Annotated in this window: 15 protein-coding genes; 6 read left to right on the plus strand and 9 right to left on the minus strand. The window is 69.5% G+C overall.

What is annotated here, in order from left to right:
* Nucleotides 1-36 precede the first annotated feature (36 nt).
* Entirely contained in the window at nt 37-732 is a 696-nt protein-coding gene (locus tag AC0LPE_RS06730; protein WP_490605852.1) for a TetR/AcrR family transcriptional regulator, read from the plus strand.
* On the opposite strand, the gene AC0LPE_RS06735 is transcribed toward AC0LPE_RS06730, so the two are convergent.
* The 7 genes from AC0LPE_RS06735 to AC0LPE_RS06765 form a co-directional block, all read right to left on the minus strand.
* Nucleotides 689-2482 carry a thiamine pyrophosphate-requiring protein gene (locus tag AC0LPE_RS06735; RefSeq protein WP_490605853.1) on the minus strand — a complete coding sequence of 598 codons (1794 nt, stop codon included), beginning with the start codon at nt 2480-2482 and terminating at the stop codon, nt 689-691. The genes AC0LPE_RS06730 and AC0LPE_RS06735 overlap by 44 nt on opposite strands.
* Before the next feature lie 199 nt (nt 2483-2681).
* Nucleotides 2682-6458 carry a multifunctional oxoglutarate decarboxylase/oxoglutarate dehydrogenase thiamine pyrophosphate-binding subunit/dihydrolipoyllysine-residue succinyltransferase subunit gene (locus tag AC0LPE_RS06740; RefSeq protein ID WP_160874802.1) on the minus strand — a complete coding sequence of 1259 codons (3777 nt, stop codon included), beginning with the start codon at nt 6456-6458 and terminating at the stop codon, nt 2682-2684.
* A 203-nt stretch (nt 6459-6661) separates the two neighbouring features.
* Complete coding sequence (locus AC0LPE_RS06745; protein WP_490605854.1) at nt 6662-10504, minus strand: ABC transporter ATP-binding protein; 3843 nt, start codon at nt 10502-10504, stop codon at nt 6662-6664.
* Nucleotides 10505-10585: 81 nt separating this feature from the next.
* Nucleotides 10586-11365, minus strand: a complete 780-nt coding sequence (locus tag AC0LPE_RS06750; protein ID WP_160874798.1) for an ABC transporter permease — start codon at nt 11363-11365, stop codon at nt 10586-10588.
* On the minus strand, nt 11362-12468 hold the full coding sequence (locus AC0LPE_RS06755) for an ABC transporter ATP-binding protein (RefSeq protein WP_490606318.1): 1107 nt from the start codon (nt 12466-12468) through the stop codon (nt 11362-11364). Before AC0LPE_RS06755 ends, AC0LPE_RS06750 begins: the two co-directional genes overlap by 4 nt.
* 115 nt (nt 12469-12583) lie before the next feature.
* Nucleotides 12584-13390 carry an alpha/beta fold hydrolase gene (locus AC0LPE_RS06760; protein ID WP_160874794.1) on the minus strand — a complete coding sequence of 269 codons (807 nt, stop codon included), beginning with the start codon at nt 13388-13390 and terminating at the stop codon, nt 12584-12586.
* A gap of 2 nt (nt 13391-13392) precedes the next feature.
* Nucleotides 13393-14127 (minus strand): hypothetical protein, encoded by a 735-nt coding sequence (locus tag AC0LPE_RS06765; RefSeq protein WP_016691999.1) that lies wholly within the window; start codon nt 14125-14127, stop codon nt 13393-13395.
* A 57-nt stretch (nt 14128-14184) separates the two neighbouring features.
* Here AC0LPE_RS06765 and AC0LPE_RS06770 point away from each other — a divergent pair, with 57 nt between their 5' ends.
* The gene (locus AC0LPE_RS06770) at nt 14185-15045 is read left to right on the plus strand and encodes an AraC family transcriptional regulator (protein ID WP_490605855.1); all 861 of its coding nucleotides are present in this window, start codon (nt 14185-14187) and stop codon (nt 15043-15045) included.
* A complete protein-coding gene (locus AC0LPE_RS06775) occupies nt 15042-15506 on the plus strand; it encodes a VOC family protein (protein ID WP_301847083.1) in 465 nt (154 codons plus the stop codon). Before AC0LPE_RS06770 ends, AC0LPE_RS06775 begins: the two co-directional genes overlap by 4 nt.
* 32 nt (nt 15507-15538) lie before the next feature.
* Here AC0LPE_RS06775 and AC0LPE_RS06780 read toward each other — a convergent pair whose 3' ends face one another.
* Nucleotides 15539-16558, minus strand: a complete 1020-nt coding sequence (locus AC0LPE_RS06780; protein WP_159418872.1) for a glutathione S-transferase family protein — start codon at nt 16556-16558, stop codon at nt 15539-15541.
* Nucleotides 16559-16583: 25 nt separating this feature from the next.
* A complete protein-coding gene (locus tag AC0LPE_RS06785; RefSeq protein WP_120284080.1) occupies nt 16584-17279 on the minus strand; it encodes a GNAT family N-acetyltransferase in 696 nt (231 codons plus the stop codon).
* A gap of 94 nt (nt 17280-17373) precedes the next feature.
* Between AC0LPE_RS06785 and AC0LPE_RS06790 the strand changes: the two genes are divergently transcribed.
* The 3 genes from AC0LPE_RS06790 to AC0LPE_RS06800 all read left to right on the plus strand — a co-directional run bounded on the left by AC0LPE_RS06790 (nt 17374) and on the right by AC0LPE_RS06800 (nt 20867).
* Complete coding sequence (locus AC0LPE_RS06790) at nt 17374-18852, plus strand: DHA2 family efflux MFS transporter permease subunit (protein WP_490606319.1); 1479 nt, start codon at nt 17374-17376, stop codon at nt 18850-18852.
* A gap of 131 nt (nt 18853-18983) precedes the next feature.
* The gene (locus AC0LPE_RS06795) at nt 18984-20027 is read left to right on the plus strand and encodes a class I adenylate-forming enzyme family protein (protein WP_016691993.1); all 1044 of its coding nucleotides are present in this window, start codon (nt 18984-18986) and stop codon (nt 20025-20027) included.
* 78 nt (nt 20028-20105) lie between these two features.
* On the plus strand, nt 20106-20867 hold the full coding sequence (locus AC0LPE_RS06800) for a crotonase/enoyl-CoA hydratase family protein (protein ID WP_016691992.1): 762 nt from the start codon (nt 20106-20108) through the stop codon (nt 20865-20867).
* Nucleotides 20868-20873 lie beyond the last annotated feature (6 nt).

The following is a 20873-nucleotide window of genomic DNA, read 5'->3' on the forward strand; positions in this document are numbered from 1 at the left end:
AACACTTGTTGACCATAATTCAATAACGGTGTTTGCATGGTGGACGTGGCAGAAGACAGTCCCGGACCCCGCCGGACCCGCCTCGGTCCCGCCCAACGCCGAGCCCAGCTGATCGAGCAGGGCCTCGAGCTGCTCGCCGACCGGCCCCTCGAGCAGATCTCCGTCGACGAGGTCGCCGAACGGGCCGGTGTCTCGAAGGGGCTGCTGTTCCACTACTTCGCCTCGAAGCACGACTACCACGTCGAACTCGTGCGATGCGTCGGCCGGGATCTCGTCGAGTACACCGCACCGGACGAGGGACTCGAACCGATCGAGATGCTGCGCGGCACGCTCGTGGCATACGTCGACTACGTCACCCGGCGCCGCGACATGTACGTCTCGATCCTGCGCGGCGCGACCAGCGGCGACCCCGACATGTGGGCGGCCTTCGAGGACACCCGCACGGCGCTCGTCGACCGGACCGTCGCGCACCTGCCCGCCATCGGGATCGAGCCGACACCGGCCGTGCGGCTCGCCGTGCGCGGCTGGGTGGCCTTCGTCGAGGACACGACCGTCGCATGGCTACGCGATCCCGAACTCACGCGCGACGAGTTCGTCGAACTGGCCATCGCGGCGCTGTCCGGCGTTACGCTGGCGGCACATTCGCTCCACTCTCCGGCCGGCGACGCAGCTCCGGCCGGAGGGGATCTCAGCGATCGTTTCCGGGAAGGTACTCCTGCAGCTTCGTCTTGACGCCCTGTTTCACGAAGCCCCAACGGTTCTCGTCACCGGCGAGCACGGCCTTGGCGACGTCGGTGAACTGCTCCCACGTCGCGTGCGGCGGGATCGGCGGCATGTCCGGATCGGTGTACACGTCCAGCACCGTCGGACGATCCGCGGCCAGCGCGCGATCCCAGGCCGAGCCCATCTCGTCGGAAGACTTCACGGTCTCACCGCCCAGTCCGAGGCTGCGCGCGAAGGCGGCGTAGTCGACGTCCGGAAGCGACTGGGACTCCGCGAATTTCGGTGCCCCGCCCATCGCACGCATCTCCCAGGTGACCTGGTTCAGATCGTTGTTGTGGATGATCGCGACGACGAGCCGCGGGTCGGTCCACTGCTGCCAGTACCGCTGGATGGTGATCAGCTCGGCCATGCCGTTCATCTGCATCGCCCCGTCGCCGGCGAACGCGACCACCGGACGGCCCGGATGTGCGAACTTCGCGCCGATCCCGTACGGCACGGCCGGACCCATCGTCGCGAGGGTTCCCGACAGCGAACCGCGCATGTCGCCGCGGAACCGCAGTTGGCGCGCATACCAATTGGCGGCCGAACCGGAGTCCGCCGTGACGATCGCATCGTCCGGCAGTCGCGGTGAGGCCTCGGCGAACATCCGCAGCGGGTTGACGAACTCCGTCTCGACCTCGGCCTGCTGTCCCATGGTCTGCCACCAGCGCTGCACGTTCTGTTCGATGCCCTCGCGCCACGACCGGTCCTCCTTGCGCTGCAGCAGCGGGACGAGCGCGTCGAGTGCGGCGGCGGCATCCGCGACGAGGTTGACCTCGTTCGGATAGCGCATCCCGATCATGTTCGGGTCGATGTCGATCTGCACGCAGCGGGCCTGATCGTATTCGGGCAGGAACTGGCTGTAGGGGAGGGACGAACCGACGATGAGCAGGGTGTCGCAGCCGGTCATCATCTCGTGGGTGGGCCGTGTGCCCAGCAACCCGATCGATCCGGTGACCCACGGCAACTCGTCCGACAGCACATCCTTGCCCAGCAGGGCCTTCGCCACCCCGGCGCCGAGCAGATCCGCGACCTGTTCGAGTTGAGCACGGGCACCCCGGGCGCCGCTGCCGACGAGCATCGCGACCTTGTTCCCGGCGTTGAGGATCTCCGCGGCCCGCCGGATCGCGTCGTCGTCCGGCGCGATGCGGGGACGGTCGAAACCGACGCTCGACGGCACCATCTTGAACTCGTGGCCGGGCGGGGAGTACTCGAGTTCCTGCACGTCGCCGTGGATGATCACGGCCGTGGGCGTGCGGTAGGCGATGGCGGTGCGCATCGCCCGATCGAGGACGTTCGGCAACTGCTCGGGCACCGTCACGGTCTCCACGAACGCCGACGCCACGTCCTTGTACAGCGTGTGCAGGTCCACTTCCTGCTGGTACGAGCCGCCCATCGCGGAGCGGTCGGTCTGACCCACGATCGCCACCACCGGAACGTGGTCGAGTTTCGCGTCGTACAGACCGTTGAGCAGATGGATCGCGCCCGGGCCGGAGGTCGCCGTGCACACCCCGGGCCGGCCCGTGAACTTCGCGTAGCCGACCGCCTCGAAGGCGCTCATCTCCTCGTGCCGGGACTGCACGAAGACCGGATCGTTGCCGGTGCGCGTCCAGGCGGCGAGGATCCCGTTGATGCCGTCCCCGGGATATCCGAAGACGTGGTCCACCCCCCACGCGCGCAGGCGGTGCAACAGGTAGTCGGCCACGGTCGGATTCGCCATCGGTAGCTCCTCGCAGGACGCGATCGGGGGTCCTCCGAAGGGTGCCCGTCGTGCCCGGTCCGAAACACACCGGAAAGGCGTGAGCCGGCCCGAAACACACCGCACAAGGCGTGAGCCGGGTCGATCGCCCCTCGCGGGGACGAACCGACCCGGCTCACATGAGAACCGTCAAGGACCCGAAGGATCCGAAACGGAGCTTCTAGCGACCGAAGGCCTTCTCGATGATCTCCTGCTGCTCGACAGCGTGGACCTTGCTCGATCCGGACGACGGTGCCGACATCGCACGACGCGACACGCGCTTGATGCCGCTGAGCTTCTCGGGCAGCAGTTCCGGCAGCGCGAGGCCGAGGAACGGCCAGGCACCCTGGTTAGCCGGCTCCTCCTGGACCCAGAAGAACTCGGTGGCGTTCGGGTACTGCTCGAGCGTCTCGGCGATGCGGCGGCGCGGCACCGGGTACAGCTGCTCGATGCGCACGATCGCGACGTCGTCACGACCTTCCTTCTGCTTCTTCGCCAGCAGTTCCCAGTAGATCTTGCCGGAGGTGAGCAGCACGCGGGTGGCCTTCGACCGGTCGGCCGTGCCCTCCTCGTAGGGGACCTCTTCGAGCAGCGAACGGAACTTGCCCTGCGTGAAGTCCTCGACGTTGCTGACCGCGGCCTTGTTGCGCAGCATCGACTTCGGTGTGAACACCACCAGCGGGCGGCGGATGCCGTCGAGGTGATGGCGACGCAGCAGGTGGAAGTAGCTCGCCGGGGTCGACGGAACCGCGACCGTCATCGAGCCCTCGGCGCACAGCTGCAGCCAGCGCTCGATACGGCCCGAGGTGTGGTCGGGCCCCTGGCCCTCGTGGCCGTGCGGCAGCAGCAGCACGACGTCGGAGAGCTGGCCCCACTTGGCCTCACCGGACGAGATGAACTCGTCGATGATGGACTGTGCGCCGTTGACGAAGTCGCCGAACTGCGCCTCCCACAGCACGAGCGCGTCGGGGTTGCCCACCGAGTAGCCGTACTCGAAGCCCAGGCCCGCGAACTCGGTCAGCGCCGAGTCGTAGACCATGAAGCGGCCGCCGTTGCCGGCCTGGTTGGCCAGCATGGCGAGCGGGCTGTACTCGTCGCCGGTCTTGCGGTCGATGATGACCGAGTGGCGCTGCGTGAACGTGCCGCGGCGCGAGTCCTGACCGGCCAGGCGCACCAGGGCACCCTGCTCGGCCAGCGAACCGAACGCCAGCAGCTCGGCGAACGCCCAGTCGATCTTGCCGTTGCGCGACATCTCGCGACGCTTCTCGAGCACCGGCTTGACGCGCGGGTGCACGGTGAAGCCCTCGGGCGCCTCGGCGAAGGCATTGCCGATCCGCTCGAGCACCGAGCGGTCGACGGAGGTGTCGAGACGCTTCGGCGGGGTCTGGTCGAGCTCGACCGACTCCGACGGCTCCGGCGGGTACTTCTCGAGTTCGCGGACCTCGTTGAAGACCCGTTCGAGCTGTCCCTGGTAGTCGCGCAGGGCGTCTTCCGCTTCCTTGAGCGAGATGTCGCCGCGGCCGATCAGGGCCTCGGTGTAGCTCTTGCGGACGCTGCGCTTGGTGTCGATCACGTCGTACATCGCCGGCTGGGTCATCGACGGGTCGTCGCCCTCGTTGTGACCGCGGCGGCGGTAGCAGATCATGTCGATGACAACGTCCTTGTGGAACTTCTCGCGGAAGTCCACGGCGAGCTTCGCGACCCACACGCAGGCCTCGGGGTCGTCGCCGTTGACGTGGAAGATCGGCGCGCCGATCATCTTCGCCACGTCGGTGCAGTACTCGGACGAACGCGAGTGCTCCGGTGCGGTGGTGAAGCCGACCTGGTTGTTGACGACGATGTGCACGGTGCCGCCGGTGCGGTAGCCGCGCAGCAGCGCGAGGTTCAGGGTCTCCGCGACGACGCCCTGACCGGCGAACGCGGCGTCGCCGTGCAGCAGCAGCGGCAGGACGGTGAAGCCGTCCTCACCCTTGTCGAGGATGTCCTGCTTGGCGCGGACGAGGCCCTCGAGCACCGGGTTGACCGCCTCGAGGTGCGAGGGGTTCGCGGTGAGCGAGACCTTGATGTCGTTGTCGCCGAACATCTGGATGTAGGTGCCCTCGGCGCCGAGGTGGTACTTCACGTCGCCGGAACCGTGCGCAGCGGCCGGGTTCAGGTTGCCCTCGAACTCCGAGAAGATCTGCGAGTACGGCTTGCCGACGATGTTCGCGAGCACGTTCAGGCGTCCGCGGTGCGGCATCGCGATGGCGACCTCGTCGAGCGTGTGCTCGGCGGCCTGGTCGATGATCGCGTCCATCATCGGGATGACGGACTCGGCGCCTTCGAGCGAGAAGCGCTTCTGACCGACGTACTTGGTCTGCAGGAACGTCTCGAACGCCTCTGCGGCGTTGAGGCGGCTCAGGATGTACTTCTGCTGGGCGACCGTCGGCTTGACGTGGTGCGCCTCGACCCGCTCCTGCAGCCACTGCTGCTGCTCGGGCTCGAGGATGTGGGTGTACTCGACACCGACGTGGCGGCAGTACGCGTCGCGCAGCACCGACAGCACGTCGCGCAGCTTCATCTTCTGGTTGCCGTGGAAGCCGCCGACGTTGAACTCGCGATCGAGATCCCACAGCGTCAGGTCGTGGGTCGTGACGTCGAGGTCGGGATGCGACCGGAACTTGTCGCGCACGAACTGCAGCGGATCGGTGTCGGCCATGAGGTGGCCGCGGCTGCGGTAGGCGGCGATGAGCTCGAGCACGCGGGTGTGCTTGTCGACGAGGCCTTCCGGCACGTCCTTGCGCCAGCGGACCGGCTCGTAGGGGATGTGCAGGGTGTGGAAGATGCCGTCGTAGAAGTCGTCGCTGATGAGCAGCTCGTGGATCTTCTTCAGGAACTCACCCGACTCCGCGCCCTGGATCACGCGGTGGTCGTAGGTGGAGGTGAGCGTCAGCAGCTTGCCGATGCCCATCTCGGCGATCCGCGCGTCGGACGCACCCTGGAACTCGGCCGGGTACTCCATCGCGCCGGCGCCGATGATCGCGCCCTGACCCTGCATCAGACGCGGAACCGAGTGCACGGTGCCGATGCCGCCCGGGTTGGTCAGCGAGATCGTGACACCCGAGAAGTCGTCGCCGGTGAGCTTGCCGTCGCGGGCGCGGCGCACGATGTCCTCGTAGGCCGAGTAGAACTGCGCGAAGTTCATCGTCTCGCAGTTCTTGATGGCCGCCACGACCAGCGAACGCTGACCGTTCTTGCCCGGAAGGTCGATCGCGAGACCGAGGTTCGTGTGCGCGGGCACGACGAGGTTCGGCTTGCCGTCGACCTCGGCGAAGTGGTTGTTCATGTTCGGGAACGCCTTGACCGCCTGGACGATCGCGTAACCGAGGATGTGGGTGAACGAGACCTTGCCGCCCCGGGTGCGGGCGAGGTGGTTGTTGATGACGATGCGGTTGTCGAACATCAACTTCGCAGGCACCGCGCGAACACTGGTGGCCGTCGGGATCGACAGCGAGGCGTTCATGTTCTTCGCAACGGCAGCAGCGGCGCCGCGCAGAACCTTCTTCTCCTCGGTGGCCTGGCCCGACGGGGCCGCGGCGGGCTTGGGAGCCGGCTTCGCAGGCGCGGCCTTGGCCTTCGGCTGCGCCGCAGGCTTGGTCTCCGCCTTCGGCGCAGGCTCGGCCGGTGCGGCCTCGGCCTGCGGTGCGGGCTTGGCCGACGCGGTCTCGGCCTTCGGTGCAGGCTTGGTGGGGGCCGAAGCGGAGGAACTCGGCGCAGATGCTGTGCTCGGCGCGGGCTTCTCGGTCGTGGCGGTGTCGGAGCCGTTGGTGCCTCCGGCCACCGCGGCTTCCGGCGAATAGTCGGTGAGGAATTCGTGCCAACTCGCATCCACGGACGAAGGGTCGTCCTGGAAGCGCTGGTACATCTCGTCAACCAACCACTGGTTCTGTCCGAACTGTGATGTAGAGCTGCTGCTCACGGCAGTTGTTCGCCTCGTTTCTTTCTTCGGTACCCGATCGGAGCGCCTGTGAATATGAGGCTAGCCCGTGGCATGTGACGATCCGAACTGACCGCGCATGTCGGTGGGCTACCTCACAATCTGGTGCGATGGGGTCTCCATCGATGACGGTTCTCGAGAGCCGATTATTCCCTCTAAGGTGCATCGGCGCAGCGCGCACCCCGTTACAAACGTGAGGACGATCTCATGTTCGATCCTTCCGTCGTCGAAGTGAGCAGGACCTCGGGCTCCTCAGGAACGAGACCACCGGTAGCGAGTTGCCACAAAGTGGTGTACAGACCTCCCGCTCGGCGGAGCTCGTCGTGGGGCCCGCACTCGACGATACGGCCGTCGTCGACGACCACCACCAGATCGGCGCGCGCGGCGGTCGCGAGACGGTGCGCCACCACCACGGCCGTGCGCGAGCGGGCCACCCGCGCACCCGCCTCGAGCACCGCTTTCTCGGTGGCGGGATCGAGGGTCGCGGTGGCCTCGTCGAGCAACAGCAGATCGGGATCCACCAGTTCGGCGCGCGCGAGCGCGATGAGCTGACGCTGCCCGGCCGACAGACCCTGACCGCGCTCACCCACCGGATGGTTCATGCCGCCGGATAGTCCCGCGAGCATGTCGAGCGCCCCCACGGCACGCGCGGCCGATTCGATCTCCTCGCGCGTCGCGTCGGGCCGGCCGTAGGCGATGTTGGTCGCCACCGTGCCCGTGAACAGGTGCGCCTCCTGCGGCACCACACCGAGCCGGCCCCGGTAGTCGCGCAGGCGGTAGCGGCGCAGATCGGTGTCGTCCACCCGCACCGAACCGGACGTCGGGTCGTAGAACCGGGCGAGCAGTTTGACGACCGTCGACTTCCCGGCGCCGGTGCGCCCCACCAGGGCGACCGTCGACCCGGCCGGGATCGACAGGTCCACATCGCTCAGCGCCTCGCGATCGGCCTCGCTGTACCGGAAACCCACCTGCCGCAGATCGACGTCGCCGCGGAGGTGCCCGGTGATGGCGACCGTGCCCTCCTCGGCCGACTCGAGCGAACTCTCGGTCCGGAGCAGGTCGCCGATCCGGCGCAGACCGACCCGCGCCTGCTGGTACCCGTCGAAGACCTGGGAGAGCTGCTGGATCGGCGCGAACAACAGGTTCAGATACAGCACGAACGCGATCAGCACACCCGGCCCGACCGCACCCGAGGCCACCTCACGGGCGCCGACGAAGACGACCGCCGCGAGCGCCAGATCGGACAGGAAGGTGATGAACGGGAAGTACAGCGAGATCGCCCGCTGCGACCTCAGGCGACTGCGCCGATAGGCCTCCGCGCGCTCGGCGAACCTGCGTGCGGCGGTCTCCTCCCGGCGGTAGGCCTGAGCGGCGCGCAGACCCGTGACGTTCTCCTGGAAATCCGCGTTCACCAGGGAGATGCGTTCGCGGGACTGCGCGTACGCCGTGCCGGAGACCTTCCGGAACCACAGGGTCGCGCCGACCAGCACGGGCAGCACCGCCAGCACCACCAGGGCCAGCGACAGATCGGTCGCGATCAACGCGATCGAGATACCGGTGAGCGTGAGCACTGCCACGACCGCGGTGGACAGGCCGGTCTGGATGAACTGCGACAGCGCGTCCACATCGGTCGTCATCCGCGTCATGATCCGGCCCGACAGCTCGCGTTCGTAGTAGTCGAGCCCGAGTCGTTGCAGGTGCGCGTACGAGCGCACGCGCAGCCCGAACAGCACCCGTTCGCCCGCCCGGGCGGTGAGCACGGTGAGGATCGCGACCACGAACCAGCCGAGCAGCGCGAGCACCACACCCGCGGCGGTCGCCTGCCACAGCCGGGACGGATCGCCCGGCGTCACCCCGCGGTCGACGGCGTACCGCACCAGCGACGGGAACGCGATGCTCGTCAGCGACTCCACCGCCAGGCACAGCACGACGACCGCCAGCAGTGCGCGCACCGGGCGCAGGGTCGTCCACAGCCGGAACTGCGGGTCGGGCAGGCGCAGAGCCTCGGACTGCAGCGCCGGATCGCGGCCGGGGGTCTCGGTGGCCGGGGGAAGCGCGTCGACGGCCGCGCGCAGTTCCGGGGTCGGGGCGACCGCACCGAGCGCACCGGACACCGGCCCTCCACGGCCGCCACCGCCCGCCGGTCCGCCGCGACCTCCACCGACGGCCGGTGGGTTCCGGACGGTCCCGGACGGCTCGTCGTCGTCCGGTTCCTCGGGCCACAACACGCCGGCCGGAACCGGGCGTTCCGGTGCCGGTGCGGCCTCGTCGTCGGTCGAGAGCAGACGCCGGAAGACGCGACTGCGCTCGTCGAGTTCCTCGACCGTCCCGATGTCGACGATGCGTCCCTCGTCGAGCACGGCGACCCGGTCGGCGAGTGCGAGCGTCGACCGCCGATGGGCGAGCACGAGAGTCGTGCGGCGCCGGCCGGCCCGTAGCGCGCCGTAGATCGCGGCCTCCGTCTCGGCGTCGACCGCAGAGGTCGCGTCGTCGAGGATCAGCACCCGCGGATCGACGAGCAGCGCCCGCGCCAGCGCGACCCGCTGCCGCTGCCCGCCGGACAGCGTCAGGCCGCGTTCGCCGACGACGGTGTCGTATCCCTCGGGGAGGGCCTCGATGAAGTCGTCGGCACGTGCCGCCGCGGCCGCGGCGCGGATCTCGTCGTCCGATGCGTCGGGCCGGCCGAGAGCGATGTTGGACGCGACCGTGTCGGAGAACAGGAACGGCTCGTCGAAGACGAGGCCGACCGCCCCGCGCAGATCGTCCGCGCGGAGCGTGGCGACATCGAGGTCGCGGCCGTCCGCCGTCAGGCACACCGATCCACGGTGCGGCGCGTAGAAGCGGGGGAGCAGCAGCGACAGCACGGTCTTGCCCGAACCTGCCGGGCCGACGATCGCGACGGTCTCGCCGGGCGCGATCTCCAGGTCGAGGCCGCGCAGCACGTCCCGGTCGTCGTCGAAGCCGAAGGTCACGTCCTTCAGGTGCACCCCGAGCGAACCGTCGGGCAGCTCGACGGGATGCGGGGGATCGGCGACGTCGGGTTCGGTGTCGATCACCTCGTACACCCGCTCGACGGCGGCGCGGGACAGCTGCGCCATGATCACGACCTGCGAAAGGGTGCGGGTCGTCGCCGTCATCGTCGCCACATAGGCGGTGAACGCCACGAAGGTGCCCACGGTGATCCCGCCCTCGAGGGCGAGCCAGCCGCCGAGCGCGATGGTGGCGACGAGCCCGAACTGCGGGATCGCACCCATCGGCGCCGAGAACCACGCGTTGATCCGGGCGGCGCGCAGACGCTCGGCGTACAGCCTGCGACCGTGTCCCTCGAGCTGGTCGACCGCGTGCGACTCCTGCCCGAATCCCTTCACGACCCGCACGCCCGTGACGGTCTCCTCGACGTGCTGGGCGAGGTCGGCCGCGCGCTGCTGCGCCGACCAGGTCGCCGCGAACAGCTTCGGGCGTACGACCCGCACGATGCCCGCGATGATCGGGACGATGATCACCGCGACCAGCGTCAGCAGCGGCGAGAGTGTCGTCATGATCACCAGCGCGAGCACGAACTGCAGCAGCGCACCCGCCGACATCGGCACCATCGCGAGCAGGCCCTGCACGAGTTGCAGGTCGGTGATGGACCGCGAGACCACCTGGCCCGTGCGGATGCGGTCCTGGCCGTGGCCGTCGAGACGTTGGAGCGAGCCGAGCAGACGCAGCCGCAGGTCGTGCTGGACGTCGAGCGACAGGCGTCCGGCGAGCATGCGACGCCCGTACTGGCAGCCGAACCGGATCACCGCACCGCCTGCGATCGCCGCTGCGGCCAGACCGATCAGACGCAGGTCGTCGGCGGGCACGTCGCCCTGCCCGGTCGCGCTGTCGACCGCGACTTTCGTCAGCAGCGGAAAGGTGATGTCGATCAGGGCGGCGACGACGGTGACGGCCAGCGCCCCGACGGCTGTTCTGCGGTGCTTCAGGCATTCGGCGACGAGCCGGGAAATCCATCCCGGCGAGCGCGGAATCGGGTCGTGTGCCATCGAACCGACATTAGCGCCGAGCGACGACAGGGCAGGGCGGAGCCGCTCGACCAGGGACGGAGACGCAGGTCGCCGGAGGTGTCAGAGGACGTCGGCGGTGCGGGCGCGCCACCAGCCGAGGCCGCTGAGCACCACGGTCCACAGGACCAGGAGCAGCGGAGCCGCCGGCCATGTCATCTCCAGCGTGACGTCCTCGGGCATCGACACCGCCGAGAACAGCACGTACCAGGTGACCTGCGCCGGCAGGTACGACGCGATGGCGCCGAGACCGAGACCGTGCAGGACGACCGAGACCATCAGCTCCCCGAACGGCACCCACGCGCAGATCGCGAGCACACTGCCCGTCGTCGACCGCGTGAGCAGACCCAGCCCCGCTCCGATCAGCGACCACAACAGCGCGCAGAACAGGCCGATCCCCATCACCTTGACGACCGATCCGAGATCGGCACCGTCGAAGCCCCCACCGAACAACACGAGCGTCGCGGCCGCCGCGACTTCCGTGACGAGGCAGTACAGCAACCCGATCACGGCGACGGTCGCGAACTTCACGCCGACGACCCGGTCGCGTCCCCGCGCGGTGAGGAAGGTCGTCACGATCGTGCGGTGCGCGAACTCGCTGCCCGTCGCCACCGCACCGAAGATCGCGGCGAACAGGAACACCAGCGACAGCGAGAGGGAGATGCCGACCGCGGCGGCGACGGCCTCGGCGAAACCGTCCCCGAAGCCGAGTTCGAGTTGCCGCGCGACCGGCAGCGTCAGTGCCCCGCAGAACAGTCCCACCAGCAGCGGTGCGATGCCGAGGATCCACCAGTAACGCAGGCTCAGGACCTTGCGGAACTCGGCGGTGAGAAGCGCGGTCATGCGGTGGGACCTCCTTGCCCGGTCGGCGGTCGGTTCGGCTGCCCCCACTGCGACTGCGGGTACTGCTGCGACTGCGGGTACTGCTGCGACTGCGGGTACTGCTGGGCGTTCGGATACTGCTGTGCACCCGGGTACTGCGGGCCCTGCGGATGGTGGGGGCCGTGCCCCGGATACTGCGCGACCGGCGCGGCCGCGTAGCGACCGGCCGTCATCGAGAGGTAGACCTGCTCGAGATCGACGTGCTCGACACTCGTCCCGAACAGCGTCACCTCCGCGGTCGCGGCGATCTCGGCGATGCGGTCGGGAGTCACGCCGACCACCGCGAGCCGTCCGTCCTGCTGCACCTGCGCGTCGGTGTGCCCGGCCGCGGCGAGTGCGGTCGCGAGGCGGGCCGGGTCGGAGGCCGCGACGAACACCCGCGAGCGGTAGGCGTCGCGCAGGTCGGTCATCGAGGTCTCCGCGACCAGGTGCCCGTTCGCGATGATCACGAGACGGTCGGCCATCTGCTCGATCTCCCGCAGGATGTGGCTCGAGATCAGCACGGTCCCGCCGTTGGCGGCGAACGCGCGGAGGAAGTCGCGCAGCCAGGCCATGCCCTCGGGATCGAGCCCGTTCGCCGGTTCGTCGAGCACGAGATAACGCGGCTGTCCGAGCAGGGCCGTCGCCAGGGCGAGTCGCTGCCGCATGCCGAGGGAGAACTCGCCGATGCGACGCCGCGCGACAGGCCCCAGGCCGACGAGATCGAGCATCTGCCTCGCCCGCTCGTCGTGCACGCCGATCGCGGCGCAGTAGACCTGCAGGTGCGTCAGCGCCCGGTGTTTGGGATGGGCGCTGCGCGCGTCGAGCACCGCTCCGACGACCTGTGCGGGCTGCTGCAGGGAGGTGAACGGCACGCCGTCGACGAAGGCGTTCCCGGCGCTCGGCCGGACGAGGCCGAGCATCATGCCGAGCGTGGTGGTCTTGCCCGATCCGTTGGGGCCGAGGAAACCGGTGATCGAGCCCGGCGGCACCGTGAACCACAGATTCGATACCGCCGTGTGGTCACCGAACGTCCTGCTCAGGCCGTGGACGGCGATCCCCGCGCCCGGTGCCCCCGAGGGCACCCGGGGATCGGGTGTGCCGTACGGCGGTTGCGCTGACGGTGCTGTCACGGATTCGGACCCCCGCGTCGTCGAGATGTGGGTGCGGCTCGTACCGCGGTCGCCGTGAGCTTACGGGTCAGTCGAGGAAGGGCAGGACGGCGTCGAGGAATTCGCGGGGCGCGTCGAGCTGAGGACAGTGCCCCGCATCGGGGATGATCACCACCCGTCTTCGGCCGCCGGCCTGCACCCGCCGCGCCGCATGAGCGGGCGTCAACCGGTCGCGTGCGCCCCACACCAGCAGTGCCGGCATGTCGAGGGCGTGCACCATCTCCGGGATCGGCAGCCGGCCGAGCTCACCGATCGCGTGCCGGCCCACCGTGAGCAGCGTGTCGACCTGCTCGCGGGTCGCGTAGTTCGCCGCAAAGGCCGTACGCGCCGCCCGGTCGAAGGTGCCGCGTCGGTGCACGGCGGCCCGCGCATACAGGGCACCCATGGCCTGCTGCATCACCGGAGCGGGCAGCGGACGCAGCAACAGGCGCGACAGCTCGACCGGCATGCGCACACCTCGCGTCCACCACCGGGGGATCCCGGCGAGACCAGGCATGTCGGCGAGCACCACGCGGTCGACCCGGGACGGATGGACCGACGCGAACACCAGCGCGGTGACCGCACCGAGCGAGTTCCCGACCAGCGACACCGGCTCGGGCACGTCGTCGACGAGGTCGGCCAGGACGTCGACGTAGTGGTCGAGCACGGGTGTCTGCCAGTGCTGCGCGCTGCGTCCGAAACCGGGCAGGTCGACCGTGAGCACCCGGTGCCGTTCGGCGATCGCCGGCGCGACCTTGCACCACGTACCGCCGTGATCGGAGAAGCCGTGCAGCAGGACGACGGTGCGCGGTCCCGCACCGGACTCCCGCACGAACACCTTGCCGTCGGCCGGCACGGTCAGTCCTTCGTGACCGGAACACCGGCGTCGAGCGCCGGCGCCTCTCCGCTCGCCGGGAGGACGGGACGGGCGGAAGGCCACGCGGCCGGAGGCGGACCGAAGGCGTCGCGGGCGTTCTGGATCGTGCGCTTGCCCAGCGCGCGGTTGCCGACGCCACCGATCGCGGCACCGATGCCGGCGGGGACGAGCTTGCCGATCAGCAGCGGACTGCGTTTGGCGAAGTACCGGCGGATGAACTTCTTGACCAGGGAATTGTTCAGCGTCTTCAGCTGGGTGCCGCCCGCGCCGGTGGTCAGGGCCTTGGGCCAGTTCCGCAGCGACGCGCCGGTCGCGGTCGCGACGATCTCCCGGCCGGCGTCGCCGAGGGAGACGGCGAGTACCAGCGCGCGGCGCTGCTCGTGGTTGTGGGGTTCGATCCCGTGCACCGACGCGATGGCCAGGGTGAGCAGCGCGGACGCCTCGAAGAAGAAGGCCGTCTCGGCGCCCACCGCGCCGATGGCCGCGAGTGTCCCGATGCCGGGGAAGGCCGCGGTCGCACCCGCCGCGGACCCGCTGCCGGTGACGGTGAGCAGGAACTGCTTCTCGAGCCGCTCGATGATCTGCGCCGGGGACTCGTCGGGGTGTGAGCGCCGCACGAGATCGACGTACTTGGCCACCGCAGGGCCCTGCAGTCTCGCGCCGTTGTCCAGCATCTTGACGATAAAGGCCTCTGCGACGCCTGCCTTGCTGCTCATCGTGCCCCTGTCCTCCGGTGCTCTTGTCTTCCGGACTGCTCTCACTACGCTGGTGCCATGACCGGGTCCGCAGTCGGTGTGTCGGACGGCGCCAGGCGGCGTCCGGCACCCCTGCTGACACCCTACGTACGGTCGTACGAGGGGTATCGGCTCGACGGTTTCCCGCCGGGGACCCATCTGGGTATGCCCTCTCCGGAGGTCACCGTAATCCTCACGATCTCCGAACCCGTCGAACTCTCGCGGGGCGACGGACGGTGCCCGGAACGTTTCGACGCACTCGCCGGAGGGTTGTCGACGCAACCGGTGCCCATCGTCCACCACGGACGGCAGCACGGGATCCAGCTCGCGCTCACCCCCGCGGGTGCCCGCGCCCTGCTGGGTGTGCCCGCCGCCGCACTCGGTCCGTGGGCCGTCGATCTCGAGGACGTCATCGGCGCCGACGGCCGGGAGCTGTTCGACCGGATCTCCGCGGCCGGATCCTGGGACGAGCGGTTCGCCGTCCTCGACCGGATCCTCGCTCGCCGCCTGGTCTCCGCGCGGTCGACGAGTCCGGAGGGGCACCTCGTCCGCGCCTGGCACCTGCTCGTGACGGATCCGGCCCGCCCGGTCCGCGCCGTCGCGGACGAACTCGGATGGAGCAGGCGGCACCTCGCGAACCGGTGCGCCGCCGAGTTCGGACTGTCCCCGAAGGACGTGGCCCGGGTGGCGCGCTTCGACCGGTCGCGACGGATGCTGCGGGCCGACCCCGGCCGCCGCCTCGCCGATGTCGCCGCCGAGTGCGGCTTCTACGACCAGGCGCATCTCGCCCGCGACTGGCGCGATCTGGCGGGCGTCCCGCCGTCGCGGTGGCTCGAGGACGAGGTGTTCCCATTCGTCCAAGACGATCGAGACTTTCCGGGCCGACACTCGGAGGCATGACGAACACAACGAATTCCACGCAGCAGTCGGCCACCGTCGCACCCACCCTCGACACGGTGTGGCCGTGCTTCTCCTACACCGACGCCCGGGGCGCGATCCGTTTCCTCGTGGAGACCCTCGGGTTCGACGAAGCGGAGGTCTACGGGGTAGGGGACCGCGTCGACCACGCAGCCCTGCTCTGGCCGCACGGCGGAGGGGTCATGCTCGGCTCGACCGGTCGCGGGTCGCCGCTCGACCAGCACGCCGACAAGGGCACCGCCTATCTCGTGCTTCCCGACGACGCCACCGTCGATGCCCTGTACGAGAGGGTGCTCGCCTCGGCGCAGGCGGAGGACCCGGCGGTCCGCGCGACCGTGACCGTCGAACTCCGCGACGAGGATTACGGATCGCACGGGTTCACCTGCCGCGACCCGCACGGCGTGTACTGGACGATCGGCACCTACCGACCTCGTCGGCCGTAGGAACCGTCGCAGGGGATCAGCGTCGCAGGGGATCAGCGGGCGACCGCGCCGTGCCCTTCGGGGACCACCTCGCTCGGACGCGGCGGGGGCGGCGGTGTGCCGTCCCCGAACGGCCGCCCGCCGAGCGCCTCACGGCCGTGCGGATCGAGCCAGTTCGACAGATCCGGTCCCTTCGGCACGATGCCCGTGGGATTGACGTCGGTGTGCACGAGATAGTAGTGCTGCTTGATCTGCACGAAGTCGATGGTGTCGCCGAAGCCGGGTGTCTGGAACAGATCGCGCGCATAGGCCCACAGCGCCGGGAAGTCCGCCAGCCGGTTCCGGTTGCACTTGAAGTGCCCGTGGTAGACGGGATCGAACCGGACGAGCGTGGTGAACAGGCGCACATCGGCCTCGGTGATGGTCTCGCCCACGAGATAACGCTGCGCCCCGAGGCGTTCCTCGAGCCAGTCGAGGCGGGCGAAGAGCCGATCGAAGGCCTTGTCGTAGGACTCCTGCGAACCGGCGAAACCGCACCGGTACACGCCGTTGTTGACGTCCTGGTAGACGAGCTCCGCCACCTCGTCGATCTCGTCCCGCAGCTCCTCCGGATACAGATCAGGGGCGCCCTCGCGGTGGAACTGCGTCCACTCGGTGGAGAAGTCGAGGGTGATCTGCGGGTAGTCGTTCGTCACGACCTGCCCGGTGGGCACGTCGACGACGGCCGGGACGGTGATGCCGCGGTCGTATCCCGGGAAGCGCGCGAAGTACGCGTCCTGCAGTCGCGGGATGCCGAGGACGGGGTCGACCCCACCCGGGTCGAGGTCGAACGTCCAGCTGCGCTCGTCGTGCGTCGGGCCGCACAGTCCCAGCGACAGAGCGTCCTCGAGACCGAGCAGCCGCCGCACGATCAGGGTGCGGTTGGCCCACGGACACGCCCGGGCGGCGACGAGCCGGTACCGCCCCGACTCGACGGGATAGCCGTCACGCCCGTCCGCGGTGATGCGGGTGGGGATGTAGTTGGTGTCGCGGGTGAACTCCGCACCCGGCTCGACGTACTTGTTCTCGGTCACCTACGCATCCTTCCGCGCACACTCGTCACTTCCCGGGTGGAACCCGAACCGTCACGAGGGTTCCCCAGATGTCGTATCCCGACACCGCCGCGACCGTCCGGGCACCGCGGTTGTCGCGGCGCATGCGGGCCAGCGGGACGAGGCCGGCATCGAGCGCGTCGTGGGTCGCCAGCGTCGCGACCGTCGAGGCGAGCCCGAGCCGGCGCGCCGGCGGTGTCGTCAGCACCCGCACGTCGGCCAGCAACGACCCGAGTTCGCTGTAGGCCGCGCCGGCGAGGGGACGGTGATCGTCGTCGAGCAACACGAACACGCGCGACGGTCCCGTCGGCGACAGTTCTGCCTCGGTGACGTCGTCGGGCGGGCAGCACCGCAGTAGCTCGGCGAGGTCCTCGGGGTCGTCGGAGATGAGCGGGTTCTCGACGCGTGTCGCGTCGATCCAGTCGGTGCACAGAGCGAGGATCTCCGTGCGACCCGCGTGGCCTGCCACGACGAGCTCGGCGTTCGGGGCGTCGATCTCGGCCGGGTCGGGTTCGGCCGCGAGGCGGAAGACCGCGGTGCCGGGTCCGACGATCGCGGTGGTGCGTCCCACGGCGAGCAGTCGGACGTCGCGGACCGAGTCGTCGATGCGCGTGACGCACCCGGGTTCGACGAGAGCGCCGTCGGGTAGGCCCAGTGCACGACACCACGCGAGGGCGGCGATGCTCGAGATGTGCGGGTCCACCCCGCTACCGTAGACCGCCGACGAGGGGAGAGGTCCGGTGAGCGACGACAGCGAGGTGGGCACGCGCGAACGCGGGTCCGATGTGGCGGTGGAGATGTCCGACGGTGCCCGATGGGCGGCGTTGGGCGCCCTGTGCCTGGGCTTCTTCATGATCCTGGTGGACAGCACGATCGTCGCCGTCGCCAACCCGGCGATCATGCGGACCTTCGGGGCCGACATCGCTGCAGTCGTGTGGGTCACGAGCGCGTATCTGCTCGCCTATGCGGTGCCGCTGCTCGTGACGGGTCGCCTCGGTGACCGCTTCGGTCAGCGCCGGGTCTACCTCTGCGGGCTGGTGCTGTTCACGATCGCGTCGTTGTGGTGCGGTTTCTCGTCGACGATCGAGATGCTCATCGTCGCCCGCGTGTTCCAGGGGTTCGGCGCGGCGCTCATGTCGCCGCAGACCATGGCCGTGGTGACGCGGATCTTCCCGCGTGAGCGGCGCGGGACCGCGATGGGCCTGTGGGGCGCCGTGGCCGGGGTCGCGACACTCGTCGGGCCGCTCGCCGGCGGTGTCCTGGTCGACGGACTGGGCTGGGAGTGGATCTTCTTCGTGAACGTGCCCGTCGGGATCGTCGGGTTCGCGCTCGCCGTGCGGTACGTGCCGGTGCTGCCCACGAGCCCGCACCGGTTCGACGTGCTCGGCATGCTGCTCAGCGGTGCCGGCCTGTTCTGTCTCGTGTTCGGGATCCAGGAGGGCAACTCGTTCGAGTGGACCGCCCGCGTGTGGGCGCTGATCGGACTGGGCATCGTGTTGCTCGTCGTGTTCGTCGCCCAGCAGTCGCGCAACCGCGGTGAACCGCTCGTACCGTTGTCGCTGTTCCGGGACCGCAACTTCGGGCTGGCGAACATCGGCATCGCGACGATGGGATTCGCCATCACCGGCGTCATGCTGCCGATCATGTTCTACGCCCAGTCGGTGCGCGGTCTGAGCCCGACCGGCGCCGCGATGCTCATGGTGCCGATGGCGGTGTTCAGCGGTGTGCTCGCGCCGCTCGTGGGCAGGCTCGTCGACCGGGTCCATCCGCGGCTGATCGCCGGCACCGGCTTCTCGCTGCTCACGATCGGGCTGGGTTGGCTCGCGCTGGTGATGACTCCCGACGCGGAGATCTGGCAGTTGTTGCTGCCGATCGCCCTGATCGGAGTAGCGAACGCGGGCATCTGGTCGCCGCTCTCCGCCACCGCGACGAACGGTCTCGCACCGAGCCGGGCCGGGGCGGGTTCCGGTGTGTACAACACTACGCGTCAGGTGGGCGCGGTGATGGGCAGTGCCGCTCTCGGCGCGATCATGGCGGCGCGGTTGAGTGCCAACGGTGTCGGCGGGGGAGGAGGAGGTGTGGCGGAGATGGAGACGTCCGGCGCGGTCCTGCCGGAGCCCCTGCGCGAACCGTTCGCCGCGGCGATGGCCGAATCGTTGTGGTTACCCGCCGGCATCCTGCTCGTCGGGCTCGTGGCCGTGCTCGCCTTCGACCGGCCCGCGAGCCAGGAGGAACAGCGTGCCGCCGAGGAGCGTTCGGCGCCGGCGAGCGCCTGACGGCTGATCCGTCGACCACCCGCGGCGCCCTCCGAGGTGTCCGTGACCCGTCGTTTCCTCACATGGCTGTGATCCACGCCATATAGTGCAGGCACGCACGCCGGGTGGGAGGTGGCATATCGGTGGCCGTAGTGGAAATTCCTGCAGGGAGTCGTTGGCTCCGGGACGATCGGGTCACTCGCCGCGACAGCGGCATCCTCCAGTACGACTGCCTGGAGCCGTGCCTCGCCGAGCTGCTCGACCGGAGTGCGCTGCGCTTCGCGAACCGCGTCGCCGTGGTCGACCGATGCGGCCGCACCCTCACCTACCGCGAACTGTGGGCCGCCGCCGCCCGCGTCGCCGGTGGCCTCCTCGATCAGGGCGTCGGCCCCGCCGACCGGGTGGTGATCCACCAGCCGAACGGCGTCCGCTGGCTGATCGGTTTCCTGGGCGTGGTCCTCGCCGGCGGTGTCCCGGTGCTCCCCGACCCGAGCTGCAGCCCCGAGGAGGCGGCGGAGGTCGAGGTCCACAGCGGGGCGGTACTCACCCTCGACTCCGATCTTCCCGACGGCGTCGCCTTCCTCGACGGTGGCGCGTCACCGGACGAACTCGCGGTGCTCTACTACGTGCGCGTCGCCGGTGGTGGACTGCGCGGCGTCGAACTGACCAACACCAACGTGCTGTCGACGATCGAAGCCGTCGCCCACGCCATGGATCTCGTCGGCGACGGCGTACGGACGGTGCTGACCGCGCCGCTGTCCACGGCGGTCGGATGCAGCGTCCAACTGCTGCCCACACTCGCCTTCGGGGGAACCGTCGTGGTCTCGGGATCCCGCGTGATCCGCGCACCGTGGCGCCATCTCCGCGCCGCCTTCCCCGCCTCACGTTTCGTGCGGGGATGGGGTGTCGCCGAGACGGGCGGCATCGGCCTGCTGCTGCCCTCGGAACACCGCGCCCGCCACCCCCGCAGTGTCGGCGTGCCGTTCGGAGGGATCGAGGTCGCACTGCTCGGACCCGACGCCGAGCACGGCGTCGGCGAACTGCTCTGCCGCGGACCGAGCGTGGCCCGCCGCTACTGGCGCGATCCGTGCGCCGCGGACGAGGCGTTCACGGACGACGGCTGGTTCCGCACGGGCGATCAGGTGCGCATCGACGACGAGGGCTTCGTCGATCAGATCGCCGTCCGGGTGTCGTGAACCCTGGAACAGGTTCTCGTCGGGTATACAGCCTGTAACCGGGTGAACCGGCATTTTCCGTAGTGGAGAGGTGTGTCCATGTCCGACGTAGTCCTGCTCGAACGACGCGATCGCGTTCTCGTCATCACCATCAACCGGCCCGAGGCGCGCAACGCCGTCAACGCCGCCGTGAGCCACGCGCTCGCCGAGGCGGTCGACCAGCTCGACAGCGACGACTCCCTGTCGGTCGGTGTGCTCACCGGCGCCGGCGGCAACTTCTGCGCGGGCATGGACCTCAAGGCGTTCGTCGCAGGCGAGAACGTGGTCGTGCCCGGCAAGGGCCTCGGCTTCACGGAGGCGCCGCCGCGCAAGCCGCTCATCTCCGCCGTCGAAGGATTCGCCCTCGCCGGCGGAACCGAACTCGTCCTGGCCACCGACCTCGTCGTCGCCGCGAAGGACGCGAAGTTCGGCATCCCGGAGGTCAAGCGCGGCCTCGTCGCCGGTGGCGGTGGCCTGTTGCGCCTGCCGTCGCGCATCCCCTACCAGAAGGCCCTCGAACTCGCCCTCACCGGGGACGCGTTCACCGCCGAGGAAGGCTACGGATACGGTTTCGTCAACCGCCTCACCGAACCCGGTGAGGCACTCGAGGGCGCATTCGAACTGGCCGAGCGCATCACGGCGAACGGACCGCTCGCCGTGGCGGCGACCAAGGAGATCATCGTCCGCTCGGCCGACTGGTCGAGCGAGGAGGCGTTCGCGAAGCAGATGGAGATCATGGGGCCCGTGTTCACCTCGGAGGACGCGCGTGAAGGCGCCACCGCCTTCGCCGAGAAGCGGCCTCCCGTGTGGAAGGGTCGCTGAGCTCCT

The organism is Rhodococcus sp. S3 (assembly GCF_058211795.1).

Bases quoted from the DNA above. Each gene is read 5' to 3' on its own strand.
- AC0LPE_RS06730 (WP_490605852.1), top strand. From the start codon at position 37: ATGGTGGACGTGGCAGAAGACAGTCCCGGACCCCGCCGGACCCGCCTC.
- AC0LPE_RS06750 (WP_160874798.1), bottom strand. From the start codon at position 11,365: ATGACCGCGCTTCTCACCGCCGAGTTCCGCAAGGTCCTGAGCCTGCGT.
- AC0LPE_RS06745 (WP_490605854.1), bottom strand. From the start codon at position 10,504: ATGGCACACGACCCGATTCCGCGCTCGCCGGGATGGATTTCCCGGCTC.
- AC0LPE_RS06790 (WP_490606319.1), top strand. From the start codon at position 17,374: ATGTCCGACGGTGCCCGATGGGCGGCGTTGGGCGCCCTGTGCCTGGGC.
- AC0LPE_RS06770 (WP_490605855.1), top strand. From the start codon at position 14,185: ATGACCGGGTCCGCAGTCGGTGTGTCGGACGGCGCCAGGCGGCGTCCG.
- AC0LPE_RS06775 (WP_301847083.1), top strand. From the start codon at position 15,042: ATGACGAACACAACGAATTCCACGCAGCAGTCGGCCACCGTCGCACCC.
- AC0LPE_RS06765 (WP_016691999.1), bottom strand. From the start codon at position 14,127: ATGAGCAGCAAGGCAGGCGTCGCAGAGGCCTTTATCGTCAAGATGCTG.
- AC0LPE_RS06800 (WP_016691992.1), top strand. From the start codon at position 20,106: ATGTCCGACGTAGTCCTGCTCGAACGACGCGATCGCGTTCTCGTCATC.
- AC0LPE_RS06735 (WP_490605853.1), bottom strand. From the start codon at position 2,482: ATGGCGAATCCGACCGTGGCCGACTACCTGTTGCACCGCCTGCGCGCG.